This window comes from Pseudomonas karstica, assembly GCF_009707515.1.
Classification (GTDB): Bacteria; Pseudomonadota; Gammaproteobacteria; order Pseudomonadales; family Pseudomonadaceae; genus Aquipseudomonas; species Aquipseudomonas karstica.
In genome coordinates, this window is sequence record NZ_WLYI01000019.1 from 74,299 (window position 1) to 95,000 (window position 20,702).

The 20,702-nt window shown below is 58.8% G+C and carries 15 protein-coding genes; 5 read left to right on the forward strand and 10 right to left on the reverse strand.

Annotated elements, in window-relative coordinates; translation table 11 throughout:
* Positions 1-136: 136 nt before the first annotated feature.
* The gene (gene aqpZ, locus GIR22_RS15075) at positions 137-838 is read left to right on the forward strand and encodes an aquaporin Z (RefSeq protein WP_154744107.1); all 702 of its coding nucleotides are present in this window, start codon (positions 137-139) and stop codon (positions 836-838) included.
* 12 nt (positions 839-850) lie between these two features.
* Here aqpZ and GIR22_RS15080 read toward each other — a convergent pair whose 3' ends face one another.
* From GIR22_RS15080 to aceK, 7 genes are all read right to left on the reverse strand, one after another.
* Positions 851-1,975, reverse strand: a complete 1,125-nt coding sequence (locus GIR22_RS15080) for a GNAT family N-acetyltransferase (protein ID WP_154744108.1) — start codon at positions 1,973-1,975, stop codon at positions 851-853.
* A 224-nt stretch (positions 1,976-2,199) separates the two neighbouring features.
* Entirely contained in the window at positions 2,200-3,534 is a 1,335-nt protein-coding gene (locus GIR22_RS15085) for an OprO/OprP family phosphate-selective porin (protein ID WP_154744109.1), read from the reverse strand.
* A gap of 335 nt (positions 3,535-3,869) precedes the next feature.
* Entirely contained in the window at positions 3,870-4,106 is a 237-nt protein-coding gene (locus GIR22_RS15090; RefSeq protein ID WP_154744110.1) for an anti-sigma factor family protein, read from the reverse strand.
* Entirely contained in the window at positions 4,100-4,714 is a 615-nt protein-coding gene (locus GIR22_RS15095) for an RNA polymerase sigma factor (RefSeq protein WP_154744111.1), read from the reverse strand. The genes GIR22_RS15090 and GIR22_RS15095 overlap by 7 nt, the downstream gene beginning before the upstream one ends.
* 72 nt (positions 4,715-4,786) lie before the next feature.
* A complete protein-coding gene (locus GIR22_RS15100; protein WP_178122267.1) occupies positions 4,787-5,908 on the reverse strand; it encodes a beta-ketoacyl-ACP synthase III in 1,122 nt (373 codons plus the stop codon).
* Positions 5,909-6,132: 224 nt separating this feature from the next.
* Complete coding sequence (gene hrpA, locus GIR22_RS15105; protein ID WP_154744113.1) at positions 6,133-10,044, reverse strand: ATP-dependent RNA helicase HrpA; 3,912 nt, start codon at positions 10,042-10,044, stop codon at positions 6,133-6,135.
* 124 nt (positions 10,045-10,168) lie between these two features.
* On the reverse strand, positions 10,169-11,884 hold the full coding sequence (aceK, locus tag GIR22_RS15110) for a bifunctional isocitrate dehydrogenase kinase/phosphatase (protein ID WP_154744114.1): 1,716 nt from the start codon (positions 11,882-11,884) through the stop codon (positions 10,169-10,171).
* 220 nt (positions 11,885-12,104) lie between these two features.
* Here aceK and GIR22_RS15115 point away from each other — a divergent pair, with 220 nt between their 5' ends.
* The gene (locus GIR22_RS15115) at positions 12,105-12,998 is read left to right on the forward strand and encodes an EamA family transporter (RefSeq protein ID WP_178122268.1); all 894 of its coding nucleotides are present in this window, start codon (positions 12,105-12,107) and stop codon (positions 12,996-12,998) included.
* Between the two features lie 760 nt (positions 12,999-13,758).
* On the opposite strand, the gene GIR22_RS15120 is transcribed toward GIR22_RS15115, so the two are convergent.
* The 3 genes from GIR22_RS15120 to cysK form a co-directional block, all read right to left on the reverse strand.
* Positions 13,759-14,619 carry a DMT family transporter gene (locus GIR22_RS15120; protein ID WP_154744115.1) on the reverse strand — a complete coding sequence of 287 codons (861 nt, stop codon included), beginning with the start codon at positions 14,617-14,619 and terminating at the stop codon, positions 13,759-13,761.
* Positions 14,620-15,074: 455 nt separating this feature from the next.
* Positions 15,075-16,013: an aspartyl/asparaginyl beta-hydroxylase domain-containing protein gene (locus GIR22_RS15125; protein ID WP_154744116.1), complete on the reverse strand. Its 939-nt coding sequence runs from the start codon at positions 16,011-16,013 to the stop codon at positions 15,075-15,077.
* Positions 16,014-16,207: 194 nt separating this feature from the next.
* Complete coding sequence (gene cysK, locus GIR22_RS15130) at positions 16,208-17,182, reverse strand: cysteine synthase A (protein WP_154744117.1); 975 nt, start codon at positions 17,180-17,182, stop codon at positions 16,208-16,210.
* A 123-nt stretch (positions 17,183-17,305) separates the two neighbouring features.
* Here cysK and GIR22_RS15135 point away from each other — a divergent pair, with 123 nt between their 5' ends.
* The 3 genes from GIR22_RS15135 to GIR22_RS15145 all read left to right on the forward strand — a co-directional run bounded on the left by GIR22_RS15135 (position 17,306) and on the right by GIR22_RS15145 (position 20,666).
* Positions 17,306-18,382 (forward strand): DUF748 domain-containing protein, encoded by a 1,077-nt coding sequence (locus tag GIR22_RS15135; RefSeq protein WP_154744118.1) that lies wholly within the window; start codon positions 17,306-17,308, stop codon positions 18,380-18,382.
* Between the two features lie 249 nt (positions 18,383-18,631).
* Entirely contained in the window at positions 18,632-19,477 is an 846-nt protein-coding gene (locus tag GIR22_RS15140; RefSeq protein WP_029292347.1) for an AAA family ATPase, read from the forward strand.
* 10 nt (positions 19,478-19,487) lie between these two features.
* A complete protein-coding gene (locus GIR22_RS15145; protein WP_154744119.1) occupies positions 19,488-20,666 on the forward strand; it encodes a vWA domain-containing protein in 1,179 nt (392 codons plus the stop codon).
* The last annotated feature ends 36 nt before the right edge of the window (positions 20,667-20,702 follow it).

Below are 20,702 nucleotides of genomic sequence, written 5' to 3' on the forward strand. Positions count from 1 at the left end.
GTTTTCTCTATCACACTGGTCTTACGCCACAATTCTGCTGTACTGCATTCAGGATCCAGGAGGAGCCTGACGTAAGGTTGCAAGGAAGCATCACCGACCAGTTAATTAGATAGAGCAATCTATTAAGGACGTGTACATGTCTCTGTTCAAACGTTCCGTTACGGAAGGGTTAGGTACGTTTTGGCTGGTGTTGGGCGGCTGCGGGAGTGCGGTGTTGGCCGCAGCGTTCCCCGATGTTGGAATTGGCCTGTTGGGTGTGTCCCTGGCATTCGGGCTCACGGTCCTGACCATGGCCTTTGCTATCGGTCATATCAGCGGTTGTCACCTCAACCCCGCAGTCTCGGTGGGGCTGGTAGTGGGCGGAAGGTTTCCGGCCAAGGAGCTACCGGCATATATCGTGGCTCAGGTCCTCGGAGGCATCGTCGCTGCTGCGCTGCTGTACTTTATTGCCAGCGGCAAACCAGGCTTTGAACTGGCCTCAGGCCTTGCCTCCAATGGCTATGGCGAACATTCACCGGGTGGCTATTCGATGGCGGCCGCGCTGGTCTGTGAGCTGGTAATGACGGCTATGTTTATACTGATCATCCTCGGCGCCACCGACCGCCGTGCCCCGGCTGGACTGGCACCGATTGCCATTGGCCTGGCGTTGACGCTGATCCACCTGATCTCGATCCCTGTCACCAACACCTCGGTCAACCCGGCCCGCAGTACGGGCCCGGCGCTGATTGTCGGCGGCTGGGCGCTCCAGCAGTTGTGGTTGTTCTGGCTGGCGCCGATCCTCGGTGCCGTCATCGGCGCGGTAGTCTACCGCTGGCTGGGCAAGGAAGAGGCTGCCTGAAGCAGCCGCAGGTCAGCCCTGCCGATAAGGCAGGGCTGTTCTCGCGTCCTCGGCATACGCCAGAATACCCACCCGCTCCCTCTCCAGAAAATCAGCGACTGCCGTCTTTAACCCAGGGTGGCGCAGGTAATGCCAGGAATGGGTGATGACCGGCTCGAACCCGCGAATCAGCTTGTGCTCGCCCTGGGCACCGGCATCAAAACGTTGCAGGTCGTGGGCGATGGCGTAATCCATGCCTTGATAGAAGCACGTCTCGAAATGCAGGCGGTCGAACTCCGCCAGGCAGCCCCAGTAACGTCCATAAAAACTGTCGCCGCCGATCAGGCTGAACGCCATGGCCACCGCTCGTGAGCCTTGCTTGGCCAGCACCACGCGAATGGCTTGCGGCATGCGCTCGGCCAGCAGGCTGAAAAAATTCCGGGTCAGGTACGGAGATTGCCGACGCACAGCGTAGGTGTTGGCGTAGCAGGCATAGACAAAATCCCACTGCGCCTCGCTCAGCTCATTGCCTTGCAACCACTCAAAGTCGATGCCCTGCCCCGCCACCTGTTCACGCTCCTTGCGTATTTGCTTGCGCTTGCGCGAACTCAAGGCGTCGAGAAAATCCTGGAAGTCTCGGTAACCGCGGTTCTGCCAATGAAACTGGCAACCCAAGCGCTGTAACCATCCCGGTTGCTGAGCCAGGGCGTCGTTGGCCAGGGCATCAGTGAAGTTGATATGGGCGCTGGAAAGACCTTCGATTTCCAGGTAACCGGGCAAACTCTTGAGCAACTCGAAGCCGTCCGCGGCATTGGCTGCCAGCAGCCGTGGCCCACTGACCGGACTGAAGGGGACGGCCGTCAACAGTTTCGGGTAGTAATCGATGCCTGCACGCTCGCAAGCATCCGCCCAACCATGGTCGAACACGTATTCGCCATAGGAGTGCCATTTACGGTAACTGGGCAACGCGGCGACCAGGCGCCCGCCTTCATAGTGCAGCAGGTGTTCAGGCTGCCAACCAGACTGTGGGCCAAGGCTGGCGCTGTCCTCCAGGGCGCTGAGGAAGGCGTGGCGTAGAAAAGGCTGATCGAGAGGGACCAGGGCGTTCCACTCATCGGCGGCAATTTCGGACAGGTTATTCAAACGTTGTAACGGCATCCGCTTCCCCGACGATGACCACTGATGCAGGAGCGAGCTTGCTCCGGGCGACGTTGCCACGATAGTGGTGGACGATAACGTTCGTATTCTGCCAGAACGCGCGGCCTCAGGTTTCGCCACACTTTGCGCAACCCAAAAAAAAACCCGCCAAACGGCGGGGCAAGTGAACGAGGGGCGCTTTAACGGATGAACGAAGAGCGCTTTGAAGCGGCCTTGCAGGTTGCTTAGAACACGTATTGCACGCGAGCTACAAAGTTGTCACCGCTGTCATCGCCATTGGCGTTCTTGACCTTGTCAGTGCTGACCTTGACGTAGTTGGCCGAAACCCGGACGGACTCGTTGGCGTACCAGTTGACACCGATGGTGTTCAGGCTGGCCTCGGCGTCGCCGGTTTCGCGGGTAGCGCTGTTGCGAACGACGTTCTTGTCGTCAACGCTGATGTTGTCGTAGCGATAGAACACTTCCCACGCGCCGAACTGCTTGTTCTCGGGCTTGATGGTGTCAAACTTGGCACCGTCGAGTTTGTAGACGCGGGACTCGCCGGTCAGGGTGTAAGCCACTTGGCCATAGTAACCAGTGGCTTTCACGTCTTGGTAGGCGCTGCTGTCAGCCTTCATCTTGCGGCTCAGGTATTCAGCCTGCAGGGACAGCGGACCGGTGGCAAAGGCGAATTCGCCGCCGAATACGGTATCGGTGTCGTAAGCGTCGGTGCTGGTCAGGTTGCTGGAATCCAGGCCCACGCCGCCGCCGAAGGTGGCACGGTTGCCATTGGAGCCGGCGTCATTACCGCCCGCAGTCGATACGCCACGAGCGCCGAGGCGAGGACGGATGCGAGAGTCGAAGGCAGTGTCTTTCAGGTCACGTACTGCAACATCCAGACCCACGTGCAAGACGTTGCCGGTTTCATGCATCGGCGCGAAAACGGCACGGCCGTTGAATTGCTTCACGCCTTTGCCGTCCTTGTCGTTGATGTCCTTGGAGGCAACGCTGGCGGACAAGTAAGCCATGTCAGCCACTACCGAGCTGACCTGGATGCCCATACCGTTTTCGTGGGAGTTGGCCCAGTCGGCCAGTTCGTAAGCCGAGTTACGCTCGATGGCAGTGACCCACTTGGAGCTGGTGGCTTTTTCCAGGCCGAAGTCCGCATCGAAACGGCCGACACGGATGGTGACCGGCTTGAAGCCCACATAGGACATGGACGCTTCATCGAAGTAGCCGTCGTCGGAGTTACCGGAGTTGTGAGCGAAATCGTAGCTGAGCTGGTATTTGAAATCCTTGTACAGGGTGCCGCCCAGTTCCAGGTAAGCGCGACGGAAGTAAGTGGCGTCGGCCGACTCACCGTTCTTGGTGTAGAACCCGTCAAATGTGCCGTAATCGGCCTGCAAGCGACCACCCAGCTTAAAGCTGAAGTTTTGGTCGGTAGTAGCAACCTCAAGGCCGCCCTTGGTTTTGACTACGATATCGGCGCCGTCAGTAGTGACAGTACCTGCGAAAGCCTGGGCGGTAACAGCCAGGGCCAGAGCGCTGGCCGCGAAACCGGCGAAGTGCTTACGGATCATCGAAGAATTCCCCTAATTGATGGTCTTGTATATTGGCAAAACACACGGATCATGCCCGCTGGTGTTGGGTGGGGATCTTGGAGATCAGATATTTCAGCCGGGTTGCTGCAATATAAAGATTTTGTTACACGGGAACTTTCTTATAGCGACTGGAAATAAGCTCCACGCCACGCCCCGTAAGCGTCTCACCCAAAAAATCGCTAAAAATGGCAGGTGAAATAAAGTGTAAAAACCCTGTCAGAACTGAAATACTTTTTGCTTAACCGATTTTTTGGCAAAAAAAAGCCCACATCTGCAATCAGCGCGGGCTTGGGTAACATTGTGAAAATTGCCAGTTATGAGGAAGCTCGGAAGCGCTCCGTGGCCAAGCGTTCAGCCAACTCGTCGACACCCGGCACAGGCGGTTCGGGCATGATCCGCAAGGTGGCTTGCAGCAAGCGCATCTGGCGGATAAAGCGCCGGCACCTGGGGCAGAACATCAAGTGATGACGCATCAGCAGACGCTCGCGAAAGGTCAATTGCCCATCGAGATAGTCACTGGAACGTGCCACTTGTTCTTTACAGGTCAACATTCGCCGGTCTCCTCAAAATGCTCAACTGTGGCGAAGACTTTAAGCCGTGCCCGATGTAACAGCACACGAACATTGGAGAGCGAAAGCGTCAGAAGATTACAGATTTCTTCCAATTCCAGTCCCTGGCGTTCGCGCAGCAGCAACACGCTGCTTTGCAACTCGGACAGGCTCAACAACGTGTGCTCCAGGCACTCGCGCAATTCATTCTCGGTAAGCAACGCCTCAGGCGTGTCCTGGTGCCAGGCAAAGGGTGCGATCAGCCAATGGCCATCATCCGGCACAAAACGATCATCACCGATGGTTCCATGGGGTGCCGGCAAGTCATCCAGCAGGACTTCCCGCCGATTCTGCTTGTAACGGCCCTTTGCAGCGTTGGCCGTGATGGTCAGCAGCCAGGTCTTGAGGCTGGAACGCCCCTCGAATTTCCCCAGGCTGCGCACCACCGAGAGCCACGCATCCTGCACCACTTCATCGACGTGGCGCTGGCCAACAATGGCATAAGCGACAGCGCGCATGGCGCTCTGGTAGGTGTTGACCAATTCCTTGTAGGCCATCTGCTCACCCTTGAGCAGTCGTTCAAGCAGGTACGAGTCGTCCGCTGCTGCCATTCAAGACCTCGGTAATAACACTTACATATCAAGATAGGAACAGGCTCAATAAACCATCGCCAGCCAGTTCAATCAGCGCTTGCGCAAAATCACGCTACCAATCGAATAGCCCGCACCAAACGAGCTGAGCACTGCCACGGCACCGCCGGGCAAGTCATCCTGGTAGGTGTGAAACGCAATCACCGATCCGGCCGAACTGGTATTGGCGTAAGTATCGAGAATCACCGGTGCTTCTTCCTCCGTGGCCTCGCGGCCCAGCAGTTTCTTGACGATCAGGTGGTTCATGCTCAGGTTGGCCTGGTGCAGCCAGAAACGTTTTACGTCGGCCACATTCAACTGATTTTCCGCCAGGTGCACACCGATCAATTCGGCGACCATCGGGCAGACATCACGGAAGACTTTGCGGCCCTCTTGCACGAACAACTTGTCCGGCGCACCGACTCCCTCTTGCGCCGCACGGTTGAGGAAACCGAAATTGTTGCGGATGTTATTGGAGAACGTGGTCAGCAACTTGGTGCTGACCACGTCGAACTGATACTTGGAGGTGGCCAGGTCGGCCCGCTCAAGCACCACCGCCGTGGCCGCATCACCGAAGATGAAGTGGCTGTCACGGTCGCGGAAGTTCAGGTGACCGGTACAGACTTCCGGGCTGACCACCAGGATCGCCCGGGCCTGGCCCAGCTGGATGCTGTTGCAGGCGGCCTGGATGCCGAAGGTCGCCGAGGAACAGGCCACGTTCATGTCGAAGCCAAAACCCTGGATGCCCAATGCTTCCTGGACTTCGATGGCAATGGCCGGATAGGCCCGTTGCAGGTTGGAGCAGGCAACGATCACCGCGTCGATGTCGGCGGCAGTCTTGCCGGCACGCTGCAAGGCTTGCTCGGCGGCACCGGCAGCCATCTGGCAGAGGATCGACCACTCGTCGTTGGAACGCTCGGGCAGGCGCGGCGTCATGCGCTGGGGGTCAAGAATGCCAGCCTTGTCCATGACAAACCGGCTCTTGATACCCGAGGCCTTTTCGATAAAAGCGGCGCTGGATTCAGTCAGTGCCTGCACCTCACCGCGCTCGATGGCTGCGGCGTTGTCCAGGTTGAACTGTTGCACGTAAGTATTGAAAGACTGCACCAGCTCTTCGTTGGAGATGCTGTTGGCCGGGGTGTACAGGCCTGTGCCGCTGATGACGACGTTATGCACGGTCGTTCCTCTAAATCTGTTCAGACAGATGGCATTGGTACCGTCGTACCAAGCCGTAAGTAGTTTAACTCCGTCCGGCGGATATCAAACTGGAAACGCTTTATTCCATCGCGCCGTGGCTGCACAGCCTTATGTCGACGATCCCGGCATTTATAAGCGCGAAGTTTGCCATAAAGCCGGGGTTTTAGCGCCATTTGCAAAGCGTCTCCATCCCCGGAGTGTGGTCACGCCTCCACCTGGCTCCACTGCTTGCTTAAACGCTTGTCGGAAATCGGCACCTTGGTACCCAATTGCTGAGCAAACAATGACACTCGGTACTCCTCCAACCACCAGCGATAGAGTTCAAGCTGAGGGTCGCGCTTGCCTTCCTGGGCGTGCTTGTTCAGGCGAGCCTGGTACTGGCTCCATAGCCCGCCCAACTCGGTACTCCAGACTCGGTCCTTCTGTACCTGGCTCGGCAGTTTCTCCAGGCGCAACTCGATGGCCTTGAGAAAACGCGGCAACTCCTTGAACCACTGGGCTGGAGTCTCGCGCACAAAGCCCGGGTACACCAGGTTGCTCAGTTGCTGCTTGATATCATTGAGCGCCACAGCCTGGGCCAGGTCAATCTTGCCTTTGAAGCGTTTTTGCAGACCGTGCCACAGTTTCAGCACCTCAAGGGTCAAACGCGCCAGGCGTTCGGCGTGTTCGGTCCAACTGCCCCGCTTGCGCTCGGCCAGGGCAGCCAGGCCGGCACCATCCCGAGGCAGGCTGTCTTCACCTTCCAGGACACAGCTGTCGAGACTGGCCAACAGAATATCTTCCACCAGAGCATCGATACGCCCCAGCTCGCGGTACATCAGCCCCAACTCGGTCAGGCCCGGCAACTTGCTCCGCAGGAACTTTGCCGGCTCGGCCAGTTGTTGCATCAGCAACCGTTGCAAGGCTCGGCGGTGCTGGAACTCGGCTTCGGCGGCGGTGGAGAAACGCCCTTCCTTGACCGTGCCGTTTTCTTCCACTAACGCCGGGTAGACCGTCATCGATAACCCGGCAATCTTCTGTTGGGTTTTCTCGGCCACGGCGGCGAAAACCTTGGCCTCCACCGGCTGCTGGCTTTTCGCGGTCTGCGGCACGGCCAAAGCCGCCTGGCTGGCTTCGGCAAAACGCGCCGTCAACTCGGCCAGGTCACGGCCCTCACCCAGGAACTTGCCCTGGCCATCGACCACTTCGAGATTCATCTTCAGGTGGTTTTCCACCTGTTGGGCAGCTTCGGCCCAGGCTTCATCACTGACCCGCGCTCCGGTCATGCGCAACAACTCGCGCCCCAGCGCCTGAGGCAACGAGCCCTCGGCGAACTCGATACGCTGCAGCGCCGCCTTGACGAAGTCCGGTACCGGTACGAAGTTCTTGCGCAGGGCCTTGGGCAAGTTGCGCACCAGGGCAATGCACTTCGCCTCGATCACCCCCGGTACCAGCCACTCCAGGCGTTCGGCAGGCAATGCCGGTAACAGCGGTGCCGGCACGCGCAAGGTCACGCCATCGCGGGGGTGGTTGGGTTCGAAGTGATAACTCAAGGCCAGGGCCAGATCGCCCAGGTGCAAGGTGTCCGGGTAATGCGCGGCGGTGACTTCACTGGCTTCGCGGGCCAGCACGTCTTCCTCTCGCATGATCAACAATTGCGGATCTTTCTGGCTGTTGATCTTGTACCAGCTGTCGAAAGTCGCCGTCTGATGAATCTCCGCCGGCAGGCGCGCGTCGTAGAAGGCGAACAACGTTTCTTCGTCCGCCAGGATGTCGCGCCGGCGCGCCTTGGCTTCCAGTTCGTCGAGCTGCTCCAGCAGCAGCGTATTAGCCGCCAGGCACTTGGCCCGGGACTGAATTTCGCCCCGCACCAGGCCTTCACGGATAAATAGCTCGCGGGAGGTGACCGGATCAATCGGCCCATAATGCACTGGCCGGCGACCAACAATGATTAACCCGAACAGCGTGATCTGTTCAAAGGCAACGACCTGGCCGCGCTTCTTCTCCCAATGAGGCTCGAAGTGGTTTTTCTTGATCAGGTGCCCAGCCAACGGCTCGATCCAGTCGGCGTCGATCTTGGCCACCATCCGCGCGTAGAGCTTGGTGGTTTCCACCAGTTCGGCGGCCATCAACCATTGCGGGCGCTTCTTGCCGATGCCCGACGAAGGGTGAATCCAGAAGCGCCGCTGACGCGCGCCCAGGTAGTCACCGTCTTCGGTCTTCTGGCCGATCTGGCTCAACAAGCCGGACAGCACCGCTTTGTGCAGTTTTGGGAAGTCCGCCGGTTCTTTGTTGACGGTCAACTGCATGTCACGGCAGATCAGGCTCAACTGGCGATGGGAGTCGCGCCACTCGCGCAGGCGCAGGTAGTTGAGGAAGTTCTTGCGGCACCAGTTGCGTAGTGGGCTGGCGGTCAATGCCTGGCGCTGTTCTTCAAAACCACGCCATAGATTCACCAACCCGGCGAAGTCCGAGTCTGGGTCTTTCCATTGCGCATGAGCCTGGTCAGCGGCTTGCTGGCGCTCCGGCGGGCGCTCGCGCGGGTCCTGGATCGACATGGCGCTGGCCACAATCAACACTTCCTGCAAGCTGCCGAGCTTGGCCGCTTCCAGCAGCATGCGGCCCATGCGCGGGTCCACCGGCAAACGCGCCAGTTGCCGGCCCAATGGGGTCAACTGGCTGTTACGGTCCACTGCCGACAGCTCTTGCAGCAGGTTGAAACCATCACTGATGGCCTTGCCGTCCGGCGGTTCGATAAACGGGAAATCGGTGATTTCGCCCAGGCGCAGGTGCAGCATCTGCAGGATCACAGCGGCAAGGTTGGTGCGCAGGATTTCCGGGTCGGTAAATTCCGGGCGCCCGATAAAATCCTCTTCGCTGAACAGCCGCACGCAGATGCCCGGCTCGACCCGCCCGCAACGGCCTTTACGCTGGTTGGCGCTGGCCTGGGAGATCGCTTCGATCGGCAAGCGCTGGACCTTGGCGCGATAGCTATAGCGGCTGATACGCGCGGTGCCGCTGTCGATCACGTAGCGAATGCCCGGCACCGTCAGCGACGTTTCCGCAACGTTGGTCGCCAGTACCACGCGCCTGCCTGGGTGCGACTGGAAAATCCGCTGCTGTTCGGCCGGCGACAACCGTGCGTACAGCGGCAGGATTTCAGTGTGCTTGAGCTGGGCCTTGCGCAACATATCGGCAGCGTCGCGAATCTCCCGCTCACCGGGTAGAAACACCAGCACATCCCCGGGGCTGCGACGTTCGCTGCGCTCAAACGCGGCGATTTCATCGAGGGTGGCGAGGATCGCCTGGTCCACGGTCAAGTCGTCCTCAACGCGGTTGCCCTCCTCATCCTGCTCCAGGGTCAGCGGGCGGTACCAGGTTTCCACCGGGAAGGTCCGACCGGACACCTCGACAATCGGCGCATCGTTGAAGTGCTTGGAAAACCGCTCCAGGTCGATAGTGGCCGAGGTAATGATGACTTTCAGGTCCGGACGACGTGGCAGCAGGGTTTTCAGGTAGCCCAGCAGGAAGTCGATATTAAGGCTGCGTTCGTGGGCTTCGTCGACGATGATCGTGTCGTAGCGCTCGAGGTAGCGGTCATTCTGGGTTTCTGCCAGCAGGATGCCGTCAGTCATCAGTTTTATCAGGGTGTTGGAATCGCTCTGATCCTCGAACCGCACCTGATAGCCCACCAGCGCCCCCAGCGGCGTGGCCAATTCCTCCGCGACCCGGCTCGCCACACTGCGTGCGGCAATCCGCCGTGGCTGGGTATGACCGATCAGGCCGTATTGGCCACGACCAATTTCCAGGCAGATTTTCGGCAACTGGGTGGTTTTGCCCGACCCGGTCTCACCGGCAATGATCAACACCTGATGCTTGAGCAGTGCGTCCTTGATCTCATCACGCTTGGCCGCAATCGGCAGGCTGTCGTCGTAACGAATCAGTGGCAGGCTGGCACGCCGCGCCGTGACCTGGGCGCAGGAAGCCTGCATGCGTGCCACCCACTGCGCCAGCTTGTCTTCATCGGGCTTCTTGCGCAGCTCAAGCAACTGCCGACGCAACCGGTGGCGGTCGGCGAGCATGGCGTGATCGAGGTTTTTCAGCAGTTGGTCGATAGCGGGCGCTTGGTCAGTCATCAGGTACGTAAAGGTCGTCTATTTATGCAGGGGGGCGATTGTGGCAGAAAAGCAGCGGCAAGCGGCAAGCTTCAAGCGGCAAGTAAACGCGGATTGGCTTTTGGCTTGAGGCGTGAAGCTTCAGCTATAGCTGCACTTTACGCCGATACGGGAATACATCGATCACCTTCCCTGCCCGAATCGCTTCTTGCAGGCCTTTCCAGTAGTCGGCGTTGTACAACTCGCCGTGCAACTGATCAAACAATCGGCGCTGGGCGGCGTCGGCAAACAGGAACGGTGGAAACTCTTCGGGGAACACATCCAATGGCCCGATGGAATACCAGGGCTCCGAGGCCATTTCATCTTCCGGGGTGCGCGGGAGCGGGATGTGACGGAAGTTGGCTTCGGTCAGGAAACAGATTTCGTCGTAGTCATAAAACACCACGCGCCCGTGACGGGTGACGCCGAAGTTCTTCAGCAGCATGTCGCCAGGGAAGATGTTAGCCGCTGCCAATTGCTTGATTGCCAGGCCGTAGTCTTCCAGGGCTTCGCGTACCTGAGCCTCATTGGCGTTTTCCAGATAAAGGTTGAGCGGGGTCATCCGCCGCTCGGTCCAGCAGTGGCGGATCAGTACGCTATCGCCTTCGACTTCGACGGTGCCGGCCGCCACTTCGAGCAGTTCGGCCAGGCATTCCGGCTCGAACTTGCTCAAGGGGAAGCGGAAGTCGGCGAACTCCTGGGTATCGGCCATGCGCCCGACGCGGTCGACGCTTTTCACCAGGCGGTACTTCTCGATCACCGTGGCGCGGCTGACGTTTTTCGACGGAGAGAAACGGTCCTTGATGATCTTGAACACGGTATTGAAGCCCGGCAGGGTAAACACGCTCATGACCATGCCACGCACGCCCGGCGCCATGATGAACTGGTCGTCGGTGGTGGCCAGGTGGTTGATCAGGGCACGGTAGAACTCGGACTTGCCGTGTTTGTAGAAGCCGATGGAGGTATAGAGCTCAGCAATGTGCTTGCCCGGCAGAATACGTTTGAGGAAGCCGATAAATTCCGCGGGTACCGGCACGTCCACCATGAAATAAGAGCGCGTGAACGAGAAGATGATCGACACATCGGCTTCGTCGGTGATCAGGGCGTCGATCTGGATACCCCGCCCCTCGAGGTGTAACAACGGAATCACCAGCGGCCACTGCTCGTCCCGCGTGTAGATGCGCCCGACCAGGTACGCCCCTTTGTTGCGATAAAGCACCGAGGAAAACAGCTCGACGTTAAGTTCCGGGTCCTTGCACACCCAGTCCGGCAGGTTCTCGCGCAACTGCGTTTCCAGGCGACGCAGGTCCGCCGGCAAATCGGCATAGGGTTCACTGAAGCTGTAATCGGCAAACACCTGCTCAAGCATGCCGGGCAATTTGCCTTGGGGCTTGTAGGTGCGGGTTTGCGCGGCTCGGGCTCGACGCAGGCTCGGCCGGGTGGTGTGGATGAACATGCAGCCGTCGCTGATCAGGTCATGGCTGAACAGCCCGCAAAAGGTCGAGTTGTACCAGGTCTCGGACAGCTCATCATCAAAGCGCAGGTCGATCAGGCTGATGTAGGCGTTTTTCACCAACGGCCACGCGGCGATGTCGAGCAGTGACGCCTCCTCGAAGCTGGCCCGCAGACGTGCGATAACCTCGCTGACTTTTTCCTCGTAGAGGTTGATACGCGCCGCCGACGCCGCCTGTCCCAACTGCCACTGGGCCTTTTCGAAACGCTCCCTGGCGCCGTCAGTGATCTGGCGGAAATGCTCGCGGTAATCGTCGAAGCCGTCGAGGATCATCTGTGCAATGTCGAGGGCGGGCGTTTGCTGCGGCATAAGGGAAACCTCTGCGGGCACTTGGAAGACCTGAGCTTAGCCAGTACAGGAGGACAGGAGAAGGTCATTTTGAAGCCGGTGTTGCTCATTCCGGGTCTGTCGCAACTGGCAGCGGCCCCACTGGCCTGGCGATCCGATTTGTTCTGTGATTAATGGATTAGCAATTGTTTCAGTCTGCTCGGTAGGCAACACTCCCATTCCGTTCAAATAGGAGTATTCCGTGAGACCTGTCGACACCTTGCACCTGCTGGTGCTGGCCGCTATCTGGGGCGCGAGCTTTCTGTTCATGCGGATCATCGCGCCTGAGATCGGCACGATCCCCACGGCATTCTTCCGGGTGTCGATTGCCGCCACCGGCCTGTTGGTGATCCTGGCGATGATGCGGATACGCTGGAACTTCCAGGGCAAGTTCAAGACCGTCCTGCTGCTGGGGGTGATCAACTCGGGGATTCCCGCGACCATGTATTCAGTGGCCGCCCAGGTATTACCGGCCGGTTATTCAGCGATATTCAATGCGACGACGCCGTTGATGGGGGTACTGATTGGCGGGCTGTTTTTCAGCGAGCGCCTGACGCCGTCCAAGGTCATCGGTGTCTGCCTGGGACTATTCGGCGTCGGCATCCTGACCCGCGCCGGCCCTATGGCGTTCGACATGCAACTGTTGATGGGAGCCCTGGCCTGCTTGCTGGCGACCACTTGCTACGGTTTCGCCGGGTTCCTGGCCAGGCGCTGGCTTGATCAACGGGGTGGCCTCGACAGTCGCCTGTCAGCCTTGGGCAGCATGCTGGGTGCCACGTTGTTCCTGTTGCCCTGGTTTGCCTGGAGCGCAATCAGCCAGCCGCCAGCCAGTTGGGGTGGTTGGCAGGTGTGGCTGTCATTGCTGGGATTGGGGCTGGTGTGCACAGCTTTTGCCTACATCCTGTACTTCCGCTTGCTGTCATCCATTGGGCCGGTGAAGTCGATGACCGTCACTTTCATGATTCCGCCGTTCGGCGTGTTGTGGGGGGCATTGCTGCTGGATGAACCGCTGTCCATGGCTCATCTGTACGGCGCAGCGTTGATTGCAGGGGCACTGTGGCTGGTGCTCAGGCCCGGAAAAACAGCCAACCCGTAGCCGCTAAGGGCCGCAGGACCTTCAGCGACTTCAAAGGCCAAACGACTGCTGCGCAGCCGATCGCAGGCTGCGCCAGCGGCTACAGGTGATCGACGTTCCCTTGTAGCCGCTGTCGAGGCACGAGGCTGCGATAAGGGCCGCAGGACCTTCAGCAATCTCAAGGCCAAACGACTGCTGCGCAGCCGATCGCAGGCTGCGCCAGCGGCTACAGGTGATCGGTGATCGACGATCCCTTGTAGCCGCTGTCGAGGTACGAGGCTGCGATAAGGGCCGCAGGACCTTCAGCGATTTCAAGGACCAGGCGACTGCTGCGCAGCCGATCGCAGGCTGCGCCAGCGGCTACAGGTGATCGGTGATCGACGTTCCCTTGTAGCAGCTGTCGAGGCACGAGGCTGCGATAAGGGCCGCAGGACCTTCAGCAATCTCAAGGCCCAGGCGACTGCTGCGCAGCCGATCGCAGGCTACGCCAGCGGCTACAGGATCAGTGATCGACGGTGCTTTGTAGCCGCTGTCGAGGCACGAGGCTGCGATAAGGGCCGAAGGACCTTCAGCGATTTCAAGGCCCAAACGACTGCTGCGCAGCCGATCGCAGGCTGCGCCAGCGGCTACAGGAGATCGGTGATCGACGTTCCCTTGTAGCCGCTGTCGAGGCACGAGGCTGCGATAAGGACCTTCAGCGACTTAAAAGGCCAAACGACTGGCTACAGGTGATCGGTGAGCGGCGGTTTCCAAGCCGCTGCCGAGGCAGCGGCTAAGGCCATCAGTTTTTACGGAATACAAAAGCCAATCCGATGATGATCAGCCCCATTCCCAGCAGGCTCAACATTGCCAGCTTATTGCCGAAGATCAGGTAATCCATCACCGCCGTCACTGCCGGCACCAGGTAAAACAGACTGGTGACATTCACCAGGTTGCCACGGGCGATCAGCCGGTACAGCAACAAGGTCGCAAGCAGTGACACCACCAACCCCATCCACAGCACCGGCAAGTAAAAGCCGCTGCTGTGCTCGAAGTGAAACGGTTGGAACGGCACGAATACCGAGCACAACAATAGGCCTGCCAAATACTGCACGGGCAACGTGCCCAGCGGGTTATCGGTGATGCGCTTCTGCATGATCGAGCCGAAGGTCATGCTGGCCAGGGCCAGCAATCCGAACAACATCCCCGCCAGGGACATGCCAGACAAACCGATGCCCTGGTACACCACCATGATCAAGCCCGCCAACCCCAGCGCCAAACCGAACATCCGGCTCCAGGAGCGCTGACGCTCTACCAACACCACGGTCAGGATCGGCTGCACCCCCATGATAGTGGCCATGACGCCGGGAGTGACGTTGAGGTTCAGGGCCAGCAGATAAAAAATCTGATAAGCCCCCAACAACACCAGGCCGGTGGCCACTGCATAGCGCATTGGTTTACCGGGGCGCGGTAATTTGAGTTTGAGGATCGGCACCAGGATCACCAACCCTGCCAGGGCAATCGCAAATCGGATCAGCAGAAAGGCAAAGGGAGAGGCGTGGGCCAGGCCCAGTTTGGAAAAAATCGCCCCGCTGCTCCACAACAGGACAAACAGGCTCGTCGAGGCCACCGCGGCCACGGATTGTTTCGAAAGAACAGACATGAATACCACCTGTAATCAGGCAAAAAGCCAACTCAGCAACGGCTGAAGTTCAGTAGTTTTTTTCAGGCAGGCACAGGGAGCAGCCATTGGCTGATCAGCCCGAAATGCCAACACCCGGCGGTGATACGACTGCGTACACCGGCGTGCTACTGACAGGTGGGGGGTAGTGACTGATCTGCGCAGGCTGCTGATTCGCGCACGGCACGACCACAGCGCTGAGCGCTGAATCGACTACCGCTATGCGCAAGGAAGCTGGCATGTGCTGATCTTTTTTGAGGGGGTAGGAAGGTGTCCTGAAACACCTGGGCCTGACTATAACCAGCCAGCGATATCATTTGCAATGACTTCGCCAAAAGGCCAGTAAGGATAATGGGAGACCCGTCACCTGGAAAATAAGCGCCCAGATAAGTTGAACGCATAAACCGCTCATCCGAGCGGTTTATGCTGCGCGTGGCTCAACCAAACAACCAGCGCCACATCACCACCAACACCAGCAGCGCCAACACTGGCCGCAGGACGCGATACGCTTTTGGATATTTGCGCTTGAACTGCTTGACCACACCGCTGACGCTGTCACTGAAGTGCTTATTCCAGGCGTAAACCTGGTTGATCCCGCCGACGCGCTCTCCATCAAGGTTCTGCGGCGCGGTAGCGCGACCGAGTTGGGTGCTGACCCAACGATTGATGCGGGTCATGATGCGGCTGCTCAGAGGCCGCTCGACATCGCAGAACAGGATGACTCGGGTCTTCTCTGTTTCGTTTTTCACCCAGTGCACGTAGGTCTCGTCGAACATCACGTCTTCACCGTCGCGCCAGGCATAGACCTGGCCGTCGACGTAGATACGGCAATCATCGGAGTTGGGTGTCGACAGCCCGAGGTGATAACGCAGGGAGCCGGCAAACGGATCGCGGTGCGGGTTAAGGTGGCTTCCGCCTGGCAACAGGGCGAACATCGCGCCCTTGACGTTGGGAATGCTGCTGAGCAGGGCCACGGTTTTCGGGCATAGCCGCTCAGCCGATGGCAGCGGCTTGTCGTACCACTTGAGGTAGAAACGCTTCCAGCCCTTCTTGAAGAACGAGCCGAAACCGGCGTCGTTGTTGTTCTCGGCGGCGCGGATGTAGCCCTCGTCAAACAGGTGCATGGCCTCGTCGCGGATCACTTCCCAGTTGTCTTTGAGCACATCCAGCTCAGGAAATCTGCTGCGGTCCAGGTAGGGCTTGGACGGCACGCTGGAGAAGATGTACATCAAGGCGTTATACGGGGCGAATAACGCCGAGTAGTTGACGAACTGGCGCAACATTGGAAGACGCGCCTTGCCACGCAAATGCACATACAGCGTGCTGCTGATAAACAACAGCAGCGCCGACAGTTTGGCGGCCAAAGAAAAGCTCATGCAGCAACTCCTGGAAATAAACATCTGGCCAACAACCTCCCGTCACCGGGAAACCAGGCACAGCAACTGGCCATTATCAACACTTCAAACCTCGGGAAAAACCCGCGCGCCCAACAATCAGTTTTAAGGAATGCGTAATAATGGGCCAAGCAAGGCGTCGTAAAACAAGAATCGTGTTCACCTCAGGCGATCGATCAAGCCTGGTTTTCCTGGTCAGTAAACAAATCACTGAACAACATGCTCGACAGGTAGCGCTCACCGGAGTCCGGTAGCACCACGACAATGGTCTTGCCCTGCATTTCCGGCTTCTGGGCCAGGCGCACCGCCACGGCCATCGCCGCGCCACAGGAAATACCGCAAAGAATGCCCTCTTCCTGCATCAGTCGCAGGGCCATGGCCTTGGACTCTTCATCGCTGACCAGCTCAACCCGATCCACCATCGACAGGTCGAGATTTTTCGGCACAAACCCGGCACCAATGCCCTGGATCTTGTGAGGGCTGGGCTTGATCTCTTCACCCGCCAGCGCCTGGGTGATCACCGGCGAGCTGATGGGCTCCACCGCCACCGAGAGAATCGGCTTGCCTGCGGTGTTCTTGATATAGCGCGAAACGCCGGTGAGGGTGCCCCCCGTGCCCACGCCCGCTACCAGCACATCCACCGCGCCATCGGTGTCGTTCCAGATTTCCGGGCCGGTGGTTTTCTCGTGGATCGCCGGGTTCGCCGGGTTGTCGAACTGGGCCGGCATAAAGTATTTCGCCGGGTCGCTGGCAAGGATTTCCCCAGCCTTTTCAATCGCGCCTTTCATGCCCTTGGCCGGCTCGGTCAATACCAGTTCGGCGCCCAAGGCCTTGAGGACCTTGCGGCGTTCGATGCTCATGGACGACGGCATGGTCAACAGCAACGTGTAGCCACGGGCGGCGGCGACAAATGCCAGGCCGATCCCGGTATTGCCCGAAGTAGGCTCGACAATCGTCATGCCAGGCTTGAGTTTGCCGCTGCTTTCAGCGTCCCAGATCATGCTCGCGCCAATCCGGCACTTCACCGAATACCCAGGGTTACGCCCTTCGATCTTGGCCAGGATGGTCACGCCACGGGGCGCAATACGGTTGATCTGAACCAGGGGCGTATTACCGATGGAGTGCGCGTTGTCTGCAAAAATGCGGCTCATGACGGATCCTTATTGCACCATTTGGGAAGCCCCAAAGGGTATGCCTCGCGCCTCCAAGCGTCCAGTCGAGCGAACGTCCACTCATCACTGTAGTCAATCGCCTACACGGATGGAGGAAACCTTATGAAACGTCGGTACCGTTGGCCGCTCTGGGGCATCGCGGGAATTGTGGTGTTGTTGGTTGCCCTGAGCCTGGCCCTGCCCTACCTGGTGCGCAATTACCTCAACGACAAGCTCGCCGACATGGGTGATTACCGCGGTCAGGTCACCGACGTTGACCTGGCCCTGTGGCGCGGCGCCTATCGGATCAACGATCTGTTGATCGTCAAGGTCGACGGCAAGGTCCCGGTACCCTTCGTCAAGGTCCCGGTGACCGACCTGTCGGTAAGCTGGCGTTCGCTCTGGTATGACCATGCCGTGGTGGCCGAGGTGCGGTTCATCAGGCCGGAACTCAACTTCGTCGATGGAGGCCCCAATACACAGGCATCCCAGACCGGCCAAGGCACCGACTGGCGCGCCCAGTTGGGCAAGCTGTTGCCGATCACCCTCAACGAAGTGCATATCAATGACGGCAAAATCGCCTTCCACAACTTCAGTTCCAAACCCCCAGTCAACATCGGCGCCACCGAGGTCAATGCCACGCTCTACAACCTGACTAACGTGGTGGACGTCCAAGGCAAGCGTGACGCACGTTTTGACGGCAAAGCCCTGCTGCTGGGCCATGCGCCACTGGAAGCTACGGCCACCTTCGATCCGCTGAGTAATTTCGAGGACTTTGAATTCCGCTTTCGCGCCCGTGATATTCAACTCAAGCGCTTGAACGACTTCGCCTCGGCCTACGGCAAGTTCGACTTCAATGCCGGTACCGGTGATGTGGTGATCGAGGCCCAAGCCGAAAAAGGCCAACTAAGCGGCTATATCAAACCCTTGCTGCGGGATGTCGAGGTATTCGACTGGCAGCAGGACGTTGAGAACAAAGACAAGGGCCTTTTCCGCTCGATCTGGGAGGCGGTGGTGGGCGCCAGCGAAACCGTGCTGAAAAACCAGCGTAAAAACCAGTTCGCCACCCGCGTGGAGCTCAGCGGCAGCGTACATCAGCAAGATGTCAGCGCGTTCCAGGCGTTTTGGCAGATTTTGCGTAATGGTTTCGTCCAGGCTTTCAACGCCCGTTATGAACAGCCCAAACCGAGTGCGGACTGACCCCTTTAGCCCTGCAGGAACAAGGGGGACGCCTGGTTCTTGCTCGCGAAGATCGTCAACGATGATGCGTACAGCCTGGATGCAGGCTAGCGTCCTCAGGCTTTTCGCGAGCAAGCTCGCTCCTACATTCAGAGACTGAATAGCCCGTCTGCGTTCACAGTCGCCAGGGCTGCGCGGTATAGTCGGCCCATTACTGATTATTCGCCCCCAGGCCCGCCGCTTGTGGGCGTCACGCTCGAGGAATGACCAATGAAGTTCGAAGGCACCCAGGCCTACGTTGCCACCGACGACCTGAAACTGGCCGTCAACGCCGCCATCACCCTGGAGCGGCCGTTGCTGGTCAAGGGCGAACCGGGCACCGGCAAGACCATGCTCGCCGAACAACTGGCCGAATCCTTTGGCGCCAGGCTGATCACCTGGCACATCAAGTCCACCACCAAGGCCCACCAGGGCTTGTATGAGTATGACGCGGTCAGCCGCCTGCGGGACTCGCAGCTGGGTGTGGACAAGGTCCACGACGTACGCAATTACCTGAAAAAGGGCAAGCTCTGGGAAGCCTTCGAGTCCGAGGAGCGGGTGATCCTGCTGATCGATGAAATCGACAAGGCCGACATCGAATTCCCCAACGACCTGCTGCAAGAACTCGACAAGATGGAGTTCTACGTCTACGAGATCGACGAGACCATCAAGGCTAAGAAGCGCCCGATCATCATCATTACCTCCAACAACGAAAAAGAGCTCCCGGATGCCTTCCTGCGCCGCTGCTTCTTCCACTACATCGCCTTCCCCGACCGCACCACGCTGCAAAAAATCGTCGACGTGCACTACCCGGACATCAAGAAAGACCTGGTCAGCGAAGCCCTGGACGTGTTCTTCGACGTGCGCAAGGTACCAGGCCTGAAGAAAAAACCGTCGACCTCCGAGCTGGTGGACTGGCTGAAACTGCTGATGGCCGACAACATTGGCGAAGCGGTACTGCGCGAACGTGACCCCACCAAGGCCATTCCGCCCCTGGCCGGTGCCCTGGTGAAGAACGAACAGGACGTGCAACTGCTCGAGCGCCTGGCGTTCATGAGCCGTCGCGGCACTCGATAAGGGTTTTGCCATGCTGCTCAACCTGTTCAATGAAATGCGTGCAGCCAAGGTGCCGGTGTCGGTGCGCGAGTTGCTCGACCTGATCAACGCCCTGAAACAGCGGGTGACTTTTGCCGACATGGACGAGTTTTATTACTTGTCCCGGGCGATCCTGGTGAAGGACGAACGGCATTTCGACAAGTTCGACCGGGCCTTCGGCGCCTATTTCAATGGCCTGGAAAAACTCGACGATCACCTGCAGGCACTGATTCCCGAAGAGTGGCTGCGCAAGGAGTTCGAACGTTCCCTGAGCGATGAGGAGCGGGCACAGATCCAGTCCCTGGGTGGCCTCGACAAGCTGATCGAAGCGTTCAAGAAGCGCCTGGAAGAGCAGAAAGAACGCCACGCTGGCGGCAACAAGTGGATCGGCACCGGCGGTACCAGCCCGTTCGGCTCCGGTGGGTTCAACCCGGAAGGCATTCGGGTCGGGGATGCCGGCAAGCGCCAGGGCAAGGCGGTCAAAGTATGGGACCAGCGCGAGTACAAGAACCTCGATGACTCAGTGGAACTGGGCACTCGCAATATCAAGATCGCCCTGCGCCGCCTGCGCAAGTTCGCCCGCCAGGGCGCAGCCGAAGAACTGGACATCGACGGCACCATCGACCATACCGCCCGCGATGCCGGATTGCTGAATATCCAGATGCGGCCAGAACGACGCAACACCATCAAGCTGCTGTTGCTGTTCGATATCGGCGGCTCGATGGACGCTCACGTAAAGATCTGCGAGGAGCTGTTTTCGGCGTGCAAGACCGAGTTCAAGCATCTGGAGTATTTCTACTTCCACAACTTCATTTATGAGTCGGTGTGGAAGAACAACATGCGCCGGGGCTCAGAACGCACGTCCACCCAGGATTTGCTGCACAAATACGGCGCCGATTACAAAGTGATCTTTATCGGTGATGCGGCCATGGCACCTTATGAAATCACCCAGGCCGGTGGCAGCGTCGAACACTGGAACGAAGAGCCGGGTTATGTGTGGATGCAGCGCTTCATGGCCAAGTACAAGAAGCTGATCTGGATTAATCCGTACCCGAAAGACACCTGGGGCTACACCTCCTCGACCAATATCGTGCGGGATTTGATCGAAGACCAGATGTATCCGTTGACCTTGCGCGGGCTTGAGGAAGGGATGCGGTTCCTCTCCAAATGAGCGTTCCCAAGCAGAGCGTGGGAACGCTCATGGACG